17 protein-coding genes are annotated in these 16,170 nt (G+C 50.5%); 10 read left to right on the top strand and 7 right to left on the bottom strand.

Going from position 1 to position 16,170, the window contains the following annotated elements:
* From OXG87_05305 to OXG87_05340, 8 genes are all read left to right on the top strand, one after another.
* A partial coding sequence (locus OXG87_05305) for a hypothetical protein (protein ID MCY3868954.1) occupies positions 1-684 on the top strand: 684 nt, incomplete at its 5' end.
* Positions 685-704: 20 nt separating this feature from the next.
* Positions 705-1,445, top strand: a complete 741-nt coding sequence (locus OXG87_05310) for a hypothetical protein (GenBank protein MCY3868955.1) — start codon at positions 705-707, stop codon at positions 1,443-1,445.
* Between the two features lie 104 nt (positions 1,446-1,549).
* Entirely contained in the window at positions 1,550-2,746 is a 1,197-nt protein-coding gene (locus tag OXG87_05315; GenBank protein ID MCY3868956.1) for a hypothetical protein, read from the top strand.
* A 62-nt stretch (positions 2,747-2,808) separates the two neighbouring features.
* Positions 2,809-3,993: a hypothetical protein gene (locus OXG87_05320; GenBank protein ID MCY3868957.1), complete on the top strand. Its 1,185-nt coding sequence runs from the start codon at positions 2,809-2,811 to the stop codon at positions 3,991-3,993.
* 54 nt (positions 3,994-4,047) lie between these two features.
* Entirely contained in the window at positions 4,048-5,007 is a 960-nt protein-coding gene (locus OXG87_05325; GenBank protein MCY3868958.1) for a PorV/PorQ family protein, read from the top strand.
* A gap of 188 nt (positions 5,008-5,195) precedes the next feature.
* Positions 5,196-6,284 carry a hypothetical protein gene (locus OXG87_05330; protein MCY3868959.1) on the top strand — a complete coding sequence of 363 codons (1,089 nt, stop codon included), beginning with the start codon at positions 5,196-5,198 and terminating at the stop codon, positions 6,282-6,284.
* A gap of 141 nt (positions 6,285-6,425) precedes the next feature.
* Positions 6,426-7,316: a hypothetical protein gene (locus tag OXG87_05335; GenBank protein MCY3868960.1), complete on the top strand. Its 891-nt coding sequence runs from the start codon at positions 6,426-6,428 to the stop codon at positions 7,314-7,316.
* Positions 7,317-7,348: 32 nt separating this feature from the next.
* A complete protein-coding gene (locus OXG87_05340; GenBank protein MCY3868961.1) occupies positions 7,349-8,284 on the top strand; it encodes a hypothetical protein in 936 nt (311 codons plus the stop codon).
* 17 nt (positions 8,285-8,301) lie between these two features.
* Here OXG87_05340 and OXG87_05345 read toward each other — a convergent pair whose 3' ends face one another.
* The 3 genes from OXG87_05345 to modA are packed head-to-tail and all read right to left on the bottom strand — an operon-like array spanning position 8,302 to position 9,622.
* Entirely contained in the window at positions 8,302-8,568 is a 267-nt protein-coding gene (locus OXG87_05345; GenBank protein ID MCY3868962.1) for a DUF2442 domain-containing protein, read from the bottom strand.
* On the bottom strand, positions 8,552-8,788 hold the full coding sequence (locus OXG87_05350) for a DUF4160 domain-containing protein (protein MCY3868963.1): 237 nt from the start codon (positions 8,786-8,788) through the stop codon (positions 8,552-8,554). Before OXG87_05350 ends, OXG87_05345 begins: the two co-directional genes overlap by 17 nt.
* Before the next feature lie 60 nt (positions 8,789-8,848).
* A complete protein-coding gene (gene modA, locus OXG87_05355) occupies positions 8,849-9,622 on the bottom strand; it encodes a molybdate ABC transporter substrate-binding protein (GenBank protein MCY3868964.1) in 774 nt (257 codons plus the stop codon).
* Positions 9,623-9,713: 91 nt separating this feature from the next.
* On the opposite strand from modA, the gene OXG87_05360 reads away from it, so the two are divergent.
* Together OXG87_05360 and OXG87_05365 are read left to right on the top strand one after the other, a co-directional pair.
* Positions 9,714-10,361, top strand: a complete 648-nt coding sequence (locus OXG87_05360; protein ID MCY3868965.1) for an SGNH/GDSL hydrolase family protein — start codon at positions 9,714-9,716, stop codon at positions 10,359-10,361.
* 54 nt (positions 10,362-10,415) lie between these two features.
* A complete protein-coding gene (locus OXG87_05365) occupies positions 10,416-11,501 on the top strand; it encodes a Gfo/Idh/MocA family oxidoreductase (GenBank protein ID MCY3868966.1) in 1,086 nt (361 codons plus the stop codon).
* 2 nt (positions 11,502-11,503) lie between these two features.
* Here the strand turns inward: OXG87_05365 and OXG87_05370 are convergent, their stop codons facing one another.
* From OXG87_05370 to OXG87_05385, 4 genes are read right to left on the bottom strand one after another with little or no spacing between them, the layout of a single operon-like run.
* The gene (locus tag OXG87_05370) at positions 11,504-12,775 is read right to left on the bottom strand and encodes an aminotransferase class I/II-fold pyridoxal phosphate-dependent enzyme (protein MCY3868967.1); all 1,272 of its coding nucleotides are present in this window, start codon (positions 12,773-12,775) and stop codon (positions 11,504-11,506) included.
* A 10-nt stretch (positions 12,776-12,785) separates the two neighbouring features.
* Positions 12,786-14,147 (bottom strand): sulfatase, encoded by a 1,362-nt coding sequence (locus OXG87_05375; protein ID MCY3868968.1) that lies wholly within the window; start codon positions 14,145-14,147, stop codon positions 12,786-12,788.
* A gap of 38 nt (positions 14,148-14,185) precedes the next feature.
* On the bottom strand, positions 14,186-14,989 hold the full coding sequence (locus OXG87_05380) for a sugar phosphate isomerase/epimerase (GenBank protein ID MCY3868969.1): 804 nt from the start codon (positions 14,987-14,989) through the stop codon (positions 14,186-14,188).
* Positions 14,990-15,008: 19 nt separating this feature from the next.
* Complete coding sequence (locus OXG87_05385; protein ID MCY3868970.1) at positions 15,009-16,064, bottom strand: NAD(P)-binding domain-containing protein; 1,056 nt, start codon at positions 16,062-16,064, stop codon at positions 15,009-15,011.
* Positions 16,065-16,170: the final 106 nt, after the last annotated feature.

Here is a 16,170-nt window from a genome sequence, read left to right on the forward strand (position 1 = left end):
GTTCCTTCTACGTCATTTTCGCCCGATGGTACAATACTTGTCTCTGGATCTTATGATAGAACAATCAAGCTTTGGGATGTTTCGACAAGACAAAATATCGCCACTTTCGAAGGGCATAGGGAAGGGGTCTATTCTGTTGCGTTCTTGCCTTATGGCACTACGCTCGCGTCAGGCTCTCGTGATGGCACGGCTCTGCTATGGGATGTGTCGGAGTATATCACGCCTGTGGTCTATATGCCCGATGCCAATCTTCACGCGGTGATTCGGGATGCGCTGGGTAAGTCGCGTTTTGCACCCATTACGGTGACGGATATAGCGAGTTTGACTACTCTGGATGCGAGCAATCGCAATATTCGCGAGTTGGTAGGGCTTGAGTCTGCAACCAATCTGACCTGGTTGAATCTTGTGGATAATCCGCTGAGTGCACCAGCCATCAACACCCATATTCCAGCCCTTCAGAACAGAGGTGTTGAGGTCTTGTTTGACAAGACGCCAACGCCCGATTTCAATGGCGATGGGATTGTTGGTATTGGCGATTTTTTGCTTTTTGTAGAGCAGTTTGGGTTTAGTGAGGGCGATGAGGGGTATGACGCGCAGTTTGATCTGGATGGGGATGGCGTGATTGGTATTGGTGATTTTCTGATTTTTGCCAATGCTTTTGGTAAAGTCATGTCATCAAATTGACAATGTTAAAGGAGAACATCGTGAAACCAATCGTTTTTATCACCATAGCCCTTTTGATCAACGCGATAGTCCCCACCCTCGCACACGCCGCCATACTCTTGCATGGGTCACGTGTCAATGCCAATACGCTTGTTCGAGATGCTTATGTACATGTCACCTATAGCGACCGCAGCGGTGAGCAGAAAGTTGTGAAGGGATGGATTGATGAGATTGGCGACAGCACGTTTACCATTGGTCGCAGAGACATTAGAAATAGGACAGTCATCGCCTACGACAACGTCATAAGCCTTGTCACAGTCATTGCAAAACCTACTCCTATTGTAACGCCTGCTTCAGGTATCACACACCTCATAGGGATGATGGATCCCAGCCGTCGGATAGCCATAAAGATGGCTGGTGGGTTTGTGGTAGGCATCCCTTTAGCACGCCTGGGTTCCGATACAGGGGACAGTTATAGCAAGAAGGCCATAGGTTTGGTGGCCGGCTATGCAATCGGCGTGGCGGTCGGTGTGAGCATGGTGGATCCTTATGATCAGTTTGCGAGTTCGTTTGTGGGCTCTTTTATAGGAGCCAGCGCAGGTATGGGACTGATCCCTGTTGATGTTGGTTTAGCGGCGAAGGCCGTTGTAATTTTTCCAATTATTGGTGCAGTAATCGGCTCTGAGTTGTCGCGCAGACCGCCCGAAGCGAGCTATTTTTCTGTGGGTCTCGCACCCGACCGCGAAGGCAATTTGTTGGCGGTGGCTACGTTGCGGTTTTAATTGGCTCCAAAATTATCACGTAGTTCGATTGGCATTACGACCTCCAGCCTGAATTAGATTACTCAATATTTAAGGTTATATCAAATACAAAATAGGAGAATCTCATGTATATGCACACGAAGTATGGCTCACGCAGAACACAATGTCATTTAAGCCAATTGGGCGTTAGCTCACCTCAGCACAACGTCATTCGAGCCATCGCCATCCTGGTCACTACAGCAATCCTGCTCAATGCGATGATGCCCACACTCGCACACGCAGCTACATATCTGCAAGGCACAGAGGTTAATGCCAGTACGTTGGTCCAAGATGCCTACGTTGCAGTCACATATTACGATAGCAAAGGCAAACAGAAATTGGCAAAAGGATGGATTGATGCGATTGACGAGCCCACATTTCAGATTCGTAGCAGAGCAATTTTCGGCAAGGAGACCATTGCTTATGACAAAGTGCTGTCAGTGATCATGAGCGACGAGTCAACCACACCAATAAAGCAGATAAATGAGGTGGACCGATTTATGCGAGATATGAGAAAACAGGAGGGAATCGATACAGAGCAGGCTATACAGAAACTCAGTCAGACCGTCACGGTCATGGCTCGCGGGCAGATTGACCACTCAAAAATTACGAAAGGAAGGTATATCCACGTCGTCTATACGTCAAACGGGGTAAAAGAAACCGCAACTGTATATAGTGCCGATAGAGATTCAAGTCATATCTTGATTAGAGAAGGGTTGTTGAAGGTCAGGAAAATAGCATACCACAATATTGATACGCTCCTTGTTGCCAAAAATTGGCGCAGCATAGAACGCTATCAAAAGAGCGGTGCGAAATACGATGTCAGGGTGCGTGTGCAGGCTCCTTCAGTCTCAAAAAAGTGGATAGTTGGCAAACTCATTAACATGGCTCAAGACACGCTCATCATCCAACGAGGACATAGCTTTTATCCGGTGCCTGTTTCTTCAATCTCCAATTTGGAAGTACCTATCAAAGGCAATAGAAATACCGGCAAAGGAATGGCTATCGGCCTCGGTGTTGGGTCTGCGATTTATTTGGCTGCATATATGTCTGCAGACAATCCTGAATCTTGGGACGGAATAGGATTAGCACTTGTTGGGATGGGCATATCTATACCTATATGTATTCTCTCTACCCTCATTGGCGCAATGACAAAATCCGACAAATGGGTCGAGGTGCCGCCGCAACGCCTCAACTTGAGTCTTGCACCCCTGCCTGCTTGGCCGCGGCATGCAGGCACATCCTCAAAAGGGCTTCGCGCCGCACTGACGTTTAATTTTTAATTCAGAGACTTATTCCTTCTCGAGCTAACGGCTGCATTCACTTATTTCAATAGGCGGAAATTATGGTACGAATGACAGCAATCGTTTGGATGTTAAGCGTATGTATGCCAGAGACACTGCTGGCAGGGGTAGTTTTTGAGGCCAGTGAGATTGACAGCAGCGCGGTTAAGCCTGGTTCCTATGTCGAGATTGTCTATGGGAGAGGAGAACGAGATCCAGTGTCAGGGGAGTGGGAGAGACTGGATACGGCAAGGGGATATATTCAAGCCGTTGATGCAGAGCGGTTGATTATAGGGGAACAGTTTTGGAAGAAGGAGATCGCTTTGGAGCGCGTTCAAAGGCTGACGATTTTAAAAGTTGCTCGCGAAATCAAAAAGTCAGTGTTACAGACAGCGCAGACCGCTATACAACGTTTTGATCAGAAGGCCGTTGCGATTATGGCACGCGGAGAGATTGACACGTCAATGGTCGCGACGGGATGGTATGCTCAGGTCGTTTATACATCAGGCGGAGATAGGGGAACTGCCATTGGAAAGATTGTCGGCAAGGACTCAGATCGTATTGTAATCCAGAGTAGGGAAAGTTTTTGGAAGAACTGGAAAATAGCATACAGTGACATCGATACACTCGCTGTTGCAAAACACCAACGAGATATTCAAGGGCAAAAAGATTCAAGAATAAAGAGCAGGCGCGGTGTGGGATTGAATATTGAAATTGGCTGGAATGGAGGCGTCTATCCCTATGATGTTTACTGGATATCTAACCCCGGAGGAGGGGCGTATGCCGCGGGCTTCGACACACAAACGAGACAGCCGTGGTCTGTATCCTGTTATTTTGGCCGTTTTCTTACGGGTGAGAGGCGTTGGCGACTGGGAATAAAATATATTCGCCAAGTCGTAGAAGCAGATGCAAGAGGTCCCTTTCCCAAACACTCTCGCCTCTGGATGTCATCGCTGCTGCTGAACTATCAATTTGTGGTTCTAAGAAGCACAGCAGGTATGGTAGTGGCGGAGATTGCGATGGGTAAGTCGCTCACAAATGACGACTTCAGGTACTGCGACGGGATTTGTTTTCCCGCGTCCAGTACGCATATCTCTTCTGGGCTTGCATTTATATTGCCTATCTATCGGAGTATTGGTGTACAGGCCTCGATGCGAGCAAATTTATACAAGCCAAAGCCGAACGCATCCATCACGCCTTTTAAGTCGGGAATATCATTGGCTATTGGACCGATTTTAGAATTTTAAGGATTGTTGCATGATAAATACCACCAGTTCAATTGGGAAAGGTAAGGCTTGACCATGAGACAATATACGCTAATTGGGCTATGGATTGGGTTGATAGCAGGCGAGGGATTGGCCCAGGAGTCCGATGGGGTAACGGGGACGGGGTTCACTTTTTTGCAGTATCCCAACAATGCCCGCACGGTAGCTCTGGGTGAGGCTGGGGTAGGGTTGATCGGGAGTGGACAGGCTATTTTGTACAATCCAGCGGGACTGGCTTTTATGGAAGGTCGGGAAGCGTATTTTACGTATGTAGATTGGATTAGTAGTATCAAGTATTATGTGGCTGGCATTTCAGCAAATGTGCCGCGTATAGGGACATTGGGACTTTCTGTTGAGAATCACGATACCGGTCCTATCGAGTCCGAGAATACCACGCTAGAAATCAGCGAGTATGCTATTTCTGGGGCTTATGGAGGCCTGATCACTGACCGGATTGCATTGGGGACCACCCTCAAGTTGATTCATCAGAGCTTTCCAGAGCGTACGCAAAATGTCTTTGCCTTTGATTTGGGCACGTATTTTGCCACAGGATTTCGGAACACGGTGATCGCGATGGGCGTGGAGAACTTGAGCACGAGCGGGTTAGGTGAGCCAGAGCGTTGGGGACTTCCGAAGAATGTGCGGCTGGGTGTGCTTCTCGATTTGATTGCGCTGATGAATTTCGATCTCTTGCCTCATACTCTGGATCTGGTCGTAGATGTGAATAATCCAAATGATTCTGAGGATGGTTTCTACACAGATATAGGATTTGAATATACATATACGTACCAGACCGCTATAGGCGATATGTTGGGATTTTCGCTGCGAGCAGGACGAAAAAAAAGGCCCGGGAGCATCATAGATCCCAACACCCTGGGCATTGGCGTGTTGTTTAAGACCCAGGGTATAGGTTTGAAGGTGGATTACACAAGCAAGTCCTTTGAATCTTTTTTTTATGAACGGGTGCATATTCTCAGTGTTGCTTTTGATTTTTAGAGTGTGGATCACTGATTCGGAAAGGGGGACTCATGGCACGAATAGCTACAATCGTTTTGGTTTTGTGCATGTGTATGTCAGAGACCTCGTTGGCAGGGGTGGTCTTTGAAGCTGGTGAGGTTGATAGCAGCACGGTTAAACCCGGTGCCTATGTCGAGGTCATTTACGGGAAGGGAGAGCGGGACCCGGTGTCAGGAGAGTGGGAGAAACTGGATACAGTAAAAGGATATATCAAAGCTATTGATTCGGAAACTTTGACTATTGGCGAGCGGTTTTGGAAGAAGGAGATTCTATTAGAGCGCATTCAAATGCTGACGATTCCAGACACTGATCACGAGATGGATAGCGTCAAAGGGATTGACTCGCCTTTCGGATCACGGACATTGCAGACGGAGATTGTTTTAGAAGTCGGTGAGATTGATAGCAGCACGGTTGAAGTCGGTGATTTTGTCGAGGTTATCTATGGGAAGGGCGATCCAGTATCAGGAGAGTGGGAAGGTGTAAAGAAAGTAAAAGGATATGTCAAAGCCGTTGATGCGGAGTATTTGATTGTTGGCGAACGGTTTTTGGAAGAGCAGATCGCTTTGGCCCGCGTTCAAAAGATAACAATTTTAGACGATAACCGCGGGATAGACAAACTCAGCCAGCCAATGGATTCGCTTTCTGTGAGAATGGAAACCAGGTTTAGGACAGGTCTGATGTTTGAAGCTGGCTATTTTTGGGGTATTAGAACAGAATTTCTGGACTTCTATAGCAGTGGTTATAAAACCAACAAAGGACTGCCCTTGTCCGCATCTCTTTATATCAATCCTATTTTCTCAGGCGAGAGACAGGGGCGACTTGGACTAAGAGGGACCTATCAGACAGTACAGATATTCCCGAAATTTCCCGAACAAGAACTCTTACAAAGATTCCCTTTGGTGCTGGAAGAAGATTTTAGGCGACATAGAGATCGGCATATATCTGGTTTCACATTTCGGCTGGTCTCGATTTTGTTGGTCTATCAACGCGTCGTTCATAAGAGCAAACGAAGTGTCGTGCTGGTAGATGTTGCGGGCGGTATATCGTATCAAAGCTCTTCTTACAATAGCGGAGGGGAGCAGTTAGAATCTCCGAAAAACTTTCCATGCGGGTCTGTGGGGATTGCTTTTCTGATGCCTGTTCATTCGCGCGTCAGTCTGCAAGCCAGTGTGCGAAAAGGCTGGTTGGTAGGGTATTTCCCAGATCCTTTTATTTCGGGGATGTCGGCAGCTATTGGACCGCTTTTAGAGTTTTAGGATTGTTTCAGGATGCTTCAATCAAGAGAATATTTGATCATGAGACGATGTATTCTAATTGGGCTATGCACACTGTATATATGGCTAATGGCAAGCGGGGGGGACGCCCGGACGCTTATCAGATCAACGGGGTCCCTTGTTTTGTTTCTTCCTAACAATGGCCGCACCGCAGCTTTGAGTGAGGCTGGCGTGGGGTTGATTGGGAGTGGGAAGGCCATTCTGTACAATTCGGCAGGACTGGCTTTTATGGAAGGTCGAGAGGCGTATTTTACGTACGTAGATTGGATTAGTGGTTCCAGGAATTACATAGCTGGCGTTTCAACAAATGTGCCAGGCAAGGGGACATTCGGGCTTTCTGCGGTGACTTTCGATAATAACGATGAGAATGATAGCGAATATGCTATTTCCGGGGCTTATGCGTTTAACATTACTCGCCGGGTTGCAGCGGGAACCACCGCCAAGCTGGTGCATCACGATTATTTCAAATATGTTCAAGATGGCTTATTTAATGAATATCCAGACACAACTCAAAAATATGTTCACAATTTTTTTGTTTTTGATGTGGGCGCGTATTCCGTGGGGCTTCAGAATTTGGTGATGGCGTTGAGCGTGCATAACTTGAGTACAGGTGGGTTAGGCAAGCCGGAGGAATTGGAGCTTCAGGAGATTATCCGCCTGGGGGTGCTCATTGATGTGGTTTCGCTGACGGGAATGAGGCCCTTGCCACATACGCTGGACCTGGTTCTGGATGTGAATACAGAGATTAATTTTGACGAGGCTGTTGAACTGAATATGGGCATGGAATATACGTATTTGTACCAGGCAGCGGGCTACTCTCTGGGTGTATCGTTGCGAGGAGGACGGAGATCCAGAGGATCCTGGAGTTCTGCAAATCCCATTACCTGGGGAGGTGGCTTGCAGTTTAAGACCACAGGTGGTCGAGGTGTTAAGGTGGATTACGCGCGCAGGTCCTTCAATTATCGTATTGAGGATCCCCGAGTGCATATTCTCAGTGTTGTGTTCAATTTTTAGGGCGTGGTTCACTGATTCGGAAGGGAGAACTCATGGCACGAATAGCTACAATCGTTTTGGTGCTAAGCGTGTTCCTGCCACAGGCACTGTTGGCAGGGGTAGTCCTTAAAGCCGGGAAAATTGACAGTAGCAATGTTGAAGTCGGTGCCTATGCCGAAGTTATCTATGGGACGGGTAAGCGGGATCAAGTCTCAGGGAAGTGGGAGAAACTGGATACTGTAGAAGGATATATTAAAGCCGTTGATCAGGAGAGTTTGACCATTGGACGCGGTTTTTGGAAGGAACAGATAACTTTCGAGCGCATTCAAAAGCTGATCCTTGCAGAGTCGTACCGTGAAATAGACAGGCTTAAAGAGACGACCGATTCACTTTCTGTAAGGAAAGTGAACAGGCGTGAAACTGGGCTAATGTTTGAAGTCGGCTGGAATCAGGGAATCAATACATCCTCCCGAAACATCTTCTCAGGATATACTTCCTACCTTGATCGCAGACAGAAAGCACAAGAAGGACTACCCTGGTCTTTATCTTTTTATTTTGGTCGTATGATTTCGGGCGAGAGATCTTCGCGATTTGGACTGAAATATACGCGTCAAGTTGTGCAGATATTACCAATAAATCCCAATGGCTTTCCCCCTCAGCCCAGAGATGGCAAAACATATAAGTCATTATCGCTGTTGCTGGTTCACCAACGTGTCGTTAAGCGTAGCCCGCGTGTTGTCATGCTCGCGGATTTTGCAGTGGGTATAGCATTGATAAACAACTATTTCAATAGCGACAGTCCCTGTAACTACTTGTGGGACTGCGCTCCAGAAATAGGTTCCCGCTACTCTGCCGGTATGGCATTTCTATTGCCCAGTAACGCACATATCGGTCTGCAAGCCACTGTGCGAGCAGACTTGCTGAGGGTAAAACATAAGTATCCTTTCACTTCGGGAATTTCAGTGGCGCTTGGACTCCTTTGGGAGTAGAGATATTATCCCGCACTTTACACACGCTGTTTAGTGGGCCGTGCGGGTACACCCATTAACATGCCTTCTGCACTGATGTCTTCATCAATATCCGGCCAATGAACGCCCTGACCATCGCCGATAAATTCATAGTTTTCACGCTGAGTAGGCGTTGCGTCTGCAAGTCGCCAGGACCAAACGAGCGGTACACTGATTATTCGACCATCCACCAAATCCGCGATGATCAATTCCTCAGTGATCTCAATGGTTTTGATACGAGGTTCAGTATTATTCACAGTGTTCACGCCATGCCTCCAAAATTATCACGTAGTTCGATTGGATCAACCGCCGAATTTCATTCAGTTCATGAGGAGAAAAGCCGTAATTTTTACATAATGCAATGGGTTCGAGCCAATATTTGCATGTTCTTCTGTCTCGTCTCACATGCACATGCCGAGGTTCATGGCAGTCAAAGCTATAAAAGAAAAATCGATATGGTCCCTGTATGTTGCTGACCCTTGGCATTAATGACCTCCAGCCTGAATAGATTACTCAATATTCAAGGTTATATCAATAAAAAAAGATTTATTTTTTATTTCCTGAATCCAACACTCGGAATCCATACCGCTGAAAGACCACAGCCGCTGTGTCTGATTGAAAGAAGTGCATGGCGGCTTCGACTGTTTGTTTGTGTCGTCCTTTTACGATGGCGATGGGATAGACAATGGGTGTGTGCAATAGGGAATCGGGGAGTGTGGCAATTACCGCGATGCCATCGCTAATCTTCGCGTCTGTGGCATAGACAATGCCGGCTGCACATTCTCCGCGGGCGACCAGTGTGAGTGCGCCGCGTACGTCCATTGCCGGGGCGATGCGGTTTTTGAGCAATGTCCACCAGCCCAATTTTTTCAGGGCTTCTACAGTGTAGATACCCGCAGGCACGTGAGATGGGTCGCCCAGGGCTAATTGTCCATGGAATGCGCCGGGGAAGTCAAAGTCCGCATGGGGCGCAACATCGAATTTTTCATTTTTGGGGGAGATGATTACGAGGGCGTTGCCCAGCAGGTTGATTCGGGTATTGGGTTCGAGCAATTTTTCCGTTGCCAAAAAATCCATCCATTTTACATTAGCTGAGAAATATATATCCGCAGGCGCACCCAGGGCTATCTGTTTGGCGAGGATCGAAGAACTGGCAAAAGACATTCGCAACGGTATGCCCTGTTTTTCTACGGTTTTGGAGAGATCTTGCAGAGCACTCGTCAAGCTGGCTGCGGCATATACGGTGACGGGTTCGGCAAGGGCGATTCCGCGCGTTGAGAGACAGGTTGCGATGAAGATGTAGATGAACCATTGTTTCATATGATATTCCGGTTGGAGATTGGGGGTTGAATGGGCGGGCTGACCGCTGACTGCTGACCGCTGATAGCTACCCGCTTACAAGGAGAATAGTATGTCCGATTTTTGGGTTCAAGATGGCGAGACGATGTTGTTTATTGGCGATAGTATTACGGATTGTGGTCGGCGGGCGGCTGAGGCACCGCTGGGCAGTGGGTATGTGCGGGCGTTTACAGAGATTGTGACGGCGCAGTTTCCCGAGAGAAAGATCGCGTATATCAATAGGGGAATTGGCGGCAATCGCGTGACGCATTTGCACGAGCGCTGGCGAGAAGACGTGATTGACCACGCGCCGGATAAGTTGTCGATTAAGATCGGGATCAACGATTTGCACAGCGTTTTGCGACAGGCGGAGGATGCGGTTCCGCCCGCGCGCTTTGAAGAATTATACGATGCGATTTTGGATACGACACAACGGGAGATTGGGTGTCCAATTGTGCTGATTACGCCGTTTTATATTTCGACGGATACATCCGGGCAGACGTTTCAGAGCGAGGTTATGGCGTTGATTCCGGAGTATATCGGCATTGTGGAGAAGATGAGCGAGAAGTACGGAACAAAGCTGTTGCGGTTGCACGATCTTTTCCAGGCGCATTTGGAATATAGAGGTTCAGAAACTTTTTGTCCAGAGCCTGTGCATCCCAATCGAACAGGGCACTTTATTATTGCGGATGCGTTGTTTAAGATGCTTTGTGAGGCGTGAGAGGCGAGGCTGAAGGGCATACTATGTCAGCTTTCTTCAATTGGAGGCATATCAATGGACAAGCTCAAAATTGCACATATCGGCACGGGGAATCGCGGTACAGGCGTGTACCTTCCGCTCATTGCCAAGTTGAAGGACGACCTTGAACTGGTCGCTGTTTGCGATGTAAGCGAAGATTCTGTCAAGGCGCAGGGCGCAAAGTATAACGTTGCTGCATATACAGATACCGCTGAGATGCTGGAAAAAGAGAAGCCAGATATTTGCTCCATCGTTATTACCCCGAGCAATAATCATATCCCGGGGCTGTTGTGCTCTGAACATGGCGTGAGTTACTGCACCGAGACGCCGATTGACACAGACCTCGGCTGGGCGGATGAGATGATCGAGTCCGCAAAGCAGCACGGGACGAAGATTGAGGTCAACGAAAACTATTATCGCGTGCCATCGGAACGGATTAAACGCGAGATGATTCTGGCGGGTGTATTCGGCAAGATCAATGTTGCCTATAACGAGTTTCGCGGACACGGGTATCACGGGATTGGCTTGATTCGCAGTTACGTCGGGTTTGATAACGAACCCCTGCGCGTGTTCGGTTTGCGAAAGAGCTTCGCAGTGCAGGAGCATGTCTGGCGGCGAGGTCAGCCGACACGCGACTCAGAGGATTGGCAGCAAGGCGTTATCGAATTTGCCGATGGCGCAGTCGGGGTATTCCATTTCAGCAGTTTGTCTTACGGTTCGCCGCTTCGGGGTTTCAACGGCACGAAGTTCTACGCCGAGCGCGGGATGTGCTTCCGCGATGAAGCGGTCATTCTGAACGATACCGCCGATGAGCAGCGCAAGATCACGGTCGCCCGCAAAACCAACGATGTCGATGGGTTTGAGACCCTCGCCGCACTCGTGGCGGATACAACGCCAGAGGTGGTGTGGGAAAATCCGTTGCAAAATTATCCGCTCAGTGATGGCGAAATTACCGTTGCGTCAGAATTGATGAGTATCGCAAATGCCGTTCGCAACGATACCGAGCCAGAATATGGGGCTTACATCGGTCGCAAGGACCGGGAGATTGACGTGGCGATGGCGAGATCGTGGGCAAACGATGGTGAACCTGTGACGTTCCCATTCGAATACGAACGGCGATAAAGTCAGGTCAGCTTTTTCAGCCGTTCTGCTGCTTCGCTCAGGCTGTCGAGGGTGCGGCAGAAGGCAAACCGCAGGTACCGGTCGCCTTCGTTGCCCGTTGCGTAGAAGTTGTCGCCGGGTACGGGAGTGACGCCAATTTCCCGGGTCATGTACATGGCAGCGTCGGTTGCGTTCATGTCGCATAAGGTGGGGACAGAGCGGTAATCGGCAAAGAGGTAGTAGGATCCGTCGGGTGGGGTGATTTTGAATCCGGTGGATTGGAGTGCGTTGAGGAGCAGATCCCGTTTTTGTAAGAATGGTTTGTGAATATTGTTGAAGATGGCGTCGGGCAACCGCAACAGGTGCTCGGCGCCTTTTTGCAAGGGGGTGGGGGCCTGTACGACGAGGGTGTCGTGAACAGCGCGAATTTGCGGGGTGTGTTGTTCGGGCGATATGACCCAGCCGACGCGCCAACCGCTGGCGTTGGCGGTTTTGGTGATGGCGTTGACGATGATGGTGCGCTTGGCCATGCCAGCGAGTGTTGCGGGGCAGATGTGAACGCAATCGCCGTAGAGGATGTGTTCGTAGATTTCGTCGGTGATTAAAAATAGGTCGTGTTTGCAGCAGAGGGCTGCGATGAAGGCGAGTTCTGATTCGGAGAATACCTTGCCCGTGGGATTGTGTGGCGTGTTGAGGATGAGTGCGCGCGCGCGTTTTGCCGCGGCGGTCCATTCGTCTTTGTCGAGCGCCCAGCCATCGCTTTTTTCGCACAGGGTGACATATTCGCAATGCAGCCCGAAAAGGCTGGCCTGGTTGGGATACATTTCGTGAAAGGGTTGTAAGACGATGACGCCATCGCCGGGATTGCACAGGGCGCGAAGTGTTGAGGATAGTCCTTCGGTCGCGCCTGCGGTGACGGTGATTTGCGTTTCGGGGTTGGGGCGAAAGGCGTAGAATCGCCGGGTGTAGTCTGCGATGGCTTCTCGCAGTTCGGGCAATCCGTAGGGAAAGGAGTACTGGTTGTAGCGGTCGTGCTGGGGTTGGAGGATGGCGCAGAGGTCTTTGAGTGAACGGTTATCGTTGCCCGGGTTACGCGAGAGGAGATCGCGGAGGGCGAGCGCGTGCAATTGCTCGGCACCTTCATCTGAGCCGCCCAGAATGGCGGCGATGCCCGCCCAGGCGAGGTCGTAGAGTACGGGTTCGTCTGTGATCCCTTGAGAGAGGTTTACGGCATTGTGCTCAAGGGATAGGCGGGTCATGCGCCGGATGACGGATTCTTGTGGGGAAGAGAACATAAGCAACCTCTTATCCCAGCAATTTCTGTTCCCAGGCTTTTATGTATTCTTCGGGCGATAGGTGGCTGTCCGTTGCGCTTTGGTGTTTGTCGTACATGTCTTCTGCTTGTGCCGCGATGACCTCTGGATCTTCGGGGATTTCGCCCTGATCGCCGTATGTTTCGATCCAGTTGTCGAGGCGTGCGCTAAGGTCGTTGAGCACGTTCTGATGGTCTGGCGATTCTGCGAGGTTTTCGACTTCGTGGGGGTCGGCTTGCAGGTCGTAGAGTTCTTCGTAAGGGCGATAGGGCGCGAGGAATTTTGCCTGTGCTTCGGTGAGTTTGCCCTCTTTGTCGAGCAGGGGAAGGAGCGTCCAGAGGGGGTATTGCTGGTATTTGTAGCGGTTGAATTGCATGTAGGGGCGGTCGGGGTGGTAGTTGCGTATGTATTTGTAATTTTTGGTGCGTACACAGCGGATGCGATCTACTGTGCCGTCACAGCGGTCGCGTGCTGAGTAGATTTCGCTGCGGGATTTTGCATCGGGACCGAGGAAGATGTTGCCTTCCATTTCCGGGGGGACGTCTAAACCCGCGAGCGAGAGCGCGGTGGGTGCGAGGTCTATGCCGCTGACGAGTTCGTCGCTTACGACGCCCGCGTCGATGTGCCCGGGCCAGCGCACAATGCAGGGGATGCGGATGCCGCCGTCGTACAGAAATTGTTTGTCGCGGATGTGCGCGCGTCCGTGATCGGCGATGAGGAAGACGATGGTGTTGTCGGCGACGCCTTCGTCTTCGAGGCGCTGGAGCACCTGTCCGACTTTGCGGTCAAAGACCTGAGCGCTTTCGAGATACATTGCCCAGTCTTTTCTGATGAGGGGATGATCGGGATAATAAGGTGGGATCTCTACGGCGTCGGGATCGACGGGATTTTGCGGGTCGGGCGTGAAGTTGCGATGGGTGTCTGTGATGTTGTTCTGGGCGTAAAAGGGCTGGCCCTCGGCGCGTTGGGTCCAGTCGATGCCGTCAAAGACGCCTTTGCGCTGGAAGTTGAAGTCGGTTTTGCCGGGTTTATCAAAGGGCGGTCCCGGGCTGTTGCAGGTGTAATATCCCGCATCGCGGAAGTAGTCGGTGATGAGGCGAATGTGTTCGGGCAATGGGGTGTCGCGCTTGCTGCGGTGATTGTGCGCGCCAAAGCTGGTTTGGTAGCGGCCGGTGATGATGGCCGATCTGCTCGGGGAACACACCGGGCAGGTGACAAACGCATTTGTGAATAGCGTGCCTTCCGATGCGAGTTTGTCGATGTTGGGGGTTTGCACTGCTGGCGTGCCATAGCAGGCGAGGTTGGGATAGAGGTCTTCGCCGTAGATCCAGAGGATATTGGGTTTATCGGGCATGGTGAGAGATCTTTCTGTGTTGGATGATAGGTTCCTGTTTATCGCGCGCCGCACGCTTGCAAGCATGCTTGCATGTGTCCGCGAGCTTCTGCGCCGATGATGCAACATTGTTCCAGGCTTTGTCCCTGTGCTCTTGTGCCGATGACTTCGAGGTTGACGGGTCCGTCGTAACCGTTTTCGTGCAGGATGCGGATATAACCGACGAGGTCAATGTCGCCGCGGCCATTGGCCTGGTTTTCAGGGGCGCCTGGACCGCGTTCGCGGCCTTTGCAGTCTCGGATGTGGACGTGTTTGACGCGCGAGACGACGGCTGCGATGGCTTCTACTGGATTTTCGTTCGCGCGGTGGATGTGCGAGGGGTCCATGTCAATGCCAAATGCGGGAGATGAGATGGCTTCCATCACCCGCAGGGTGGTTGGGGTGTTGTAGATGGCTGCGCCCACATGGGCTTTGACGCAGAGGGTTACGCCGTATTTTTCGGCCATGTTGGCGAGGTTGCCAAGGGAGTCGATGCTTTGCTGGAAGGTTTCTTCATCGTCTGATTTTCCTCCCGGACCGCAATTGACGACGGGGATACCGGCTTCGTTTGCAGCTTGAAATGCTTTTTCCATCATTTCAGGGTCTTGTCTGGGTTGTTCCATGGCGAGGAGTTCGAGGCCGTATTCACGTCCCAGACGTCGGGCTTCCCGGGCTGTTTCAAGCCAGTTGTCGAGGACGAGATGCTGGCTCATGCCACTAATTGCCGCGACTTCTATGCCGTCGTATCCGGCCATGGCTGTGTACTTAAAAGCGGTTTCCATGTCCCACGCGCCAAAAAGAACTGAGTTGAGTCCGAGTTTCATGTTTCCTCCTGTAAGGGGTTTATTGATTCTGCATCGCTGGCAGATCTGTGCGCGATCCCCGCACGTCTATCGCTTCTTTGGAGAGCCGAGCCTGGGGTGCTTCGCCATTTAAGATTCGCTCGAAATCATCGCCGATTACTTCGGCGACTTGCAAGTTCGCATCTCGCGTGCGTCCGGCAATGTGGGGGGTGTGTACCACATTGTTCCGATTGCGCAATAAGTCGTCTGTTGGTACCGGCTCGTTGTCATATACGTCAAATGCACCGGCGAGTTCGTTGGCGATAATGCGTTCGCGCAGTGCATCCATATCGACGGCATGTGCGCGGGTGGTTATTACGACCAGGCTGCCTTTGCGCAACCGATAAATGCGTTCCCGCGATAGGATTTTTCTGGCAGATGGCGTTGGCGGTATGGTGACGACGACTATCTCGCATTCATCTACGAGGGTGTCCATTTCCACGCCTTCTACGCCGAGTTCATCTAACTGCGATTTTGGAATAAATGGATCGTAGCCGAGTACGCGCGAGCCGAGTGCGTTGCACCACATTGCCATCCGTCCGCCGATTTGTCCCAGCCCCATGACGCCGACGGTTTTGGTTCCCAATGTGCCGTTGACAAAATCTGGATTGTCGCAAAATTGCGCGTATTCAAAATTCCACAGGCGTTCTCCCGATGCCATGCGTTTGTGCCATTGCGGTATCAAGCGCAGGGCATTTAATGTCAGGGCGAGCGTGATTTCTGCGACAGATGCCGCCCACGCGCGCGTGCCATCAATGATGGGGATATCGCGTTCAAACATGCCATCGACTGGAAGAGAGCGATGGCCCCAATTATCCAGCACCCCTCCCACGGCTTTTAATTCGGGCGCGCGTGCTAAACACGCTTCTGTCAACTGTCCACCGAATAGCGCGATGGCAGATATATGCGATAAATCCGTCAATTCCGAAAGTGGTACGCCGCGTTCTACCTGTACTATGCGCACTTCGTCTAATTCATTTAGCCGCGCCATCAGTGCCTCAGGCACATACGGCCATGACCGTTCCAAATTTTCCGTCCGGACAAACAGAATCGCCATTGTCCATCCTTTCATAAAAATAACGTTATTATTGTTCTTTTCCAGGAACAGCAAAATAATGCGTCTTGTCTGGACAAACAAGAACCAAAAAATGCGGATGCATTGT

The sequence above is a fragment of the Gemmatimonadota bacterium genome (assembly GCA_026706845.1).
Taxonomy (GTDB): Bacteria; Latescibacterota; UBA2968; order UBA2968; family UBA2968; genus VXRD01.

What these genes read in the sequence shown, in the direction of transcription:
- OXG87_05350 (MCY3868963.1), bottom strand. Translation starts at nt 8,788, where the DNA reads ATGCCAAGGGTCAGCAACATACAGGGACCATATCGATTTTTCTTTTAT.
- OXG87_05370 (MCY3868967.1), bottom strand. Translation starts at nt 12,775, where the DNA reads ATGTTCTCTTCCCCACAAGAATCCGTCATCCGGCGCATGACCCGCCTA.
- OXG87_05340 (MCY3868961.1), top strand. Translation starts at nt 7,349, where the DNA reads ATGGCACGAATAGCTACAATCGTTTTGGTGCTAAGCGTGTTCCTGCCA.
- OXG87_05325 (MCY3868958.1), top strand. Translation starts at nt 4,048, where the DNA reads ATGAGACAATATACGCTAATTGGGCTATGGATTGGGTTGATAGCAGGC.
- OXG87_05380 (MCY3868969.1), bottom strand. Translation starts at nt 14,989, where the DNA reads ATGAAACTCGGACTCAACTCAGTTCTTTTTGGCGCGTGGGACATGGAA.
- OXG87_05375 (MCY3868968.1), bottom strand. Translation starts at nt 14,147, where the DNA reads ATGCCCGATAAACCCAATATCCTCTGGATCTACGGCGAAGACCTCTAT.
- OXG87_05365 (MCY3868966.1), top strand. Translation starts at nt 10,416, where the DNA reads ATGGACAAGCTCAAAATTGCACATATCGGCACGGGGAATCGCGGTACA.
- OXG87_05385 (MCY3868970.1), bottom strand. Translation starts at nt 16,064, where the DNA reads ATGGCGATTCTGTTTGTCCGGACGGAAAATTTGGAACGGTCATGGCCG.
- modA (MCY3868964.1), bottom strand. Translation starts at nt 9,622, where the DNA reads ATGAAACAATGGTTCATCTACATCTTCATCGCAACCTGTCTCTCAACG.
- OXG87_05315 (MCY3868956.1), top strand. Translation starts at nt 1,550, where the DNA reads ATGTATATGCACACGAAGTATGGCTCACGCAGAACACAATGTCATTTA.
- OXG87_05360 (MCY3868965.1), top strand. Translation starts at nt 9,714, where the DNA reads ATGTCCGATTTTTGGGTTCAAGATGGCGAGACGATGTTGTTTATTGGC.
- OXG87_05320 (MCY3868957.1), top strand. Translation starts at nt 2,809, where the DNA reads ATGGTACGAATGACAGCAATCGTTTGGATGTTAAGCGTATGTATGCCA.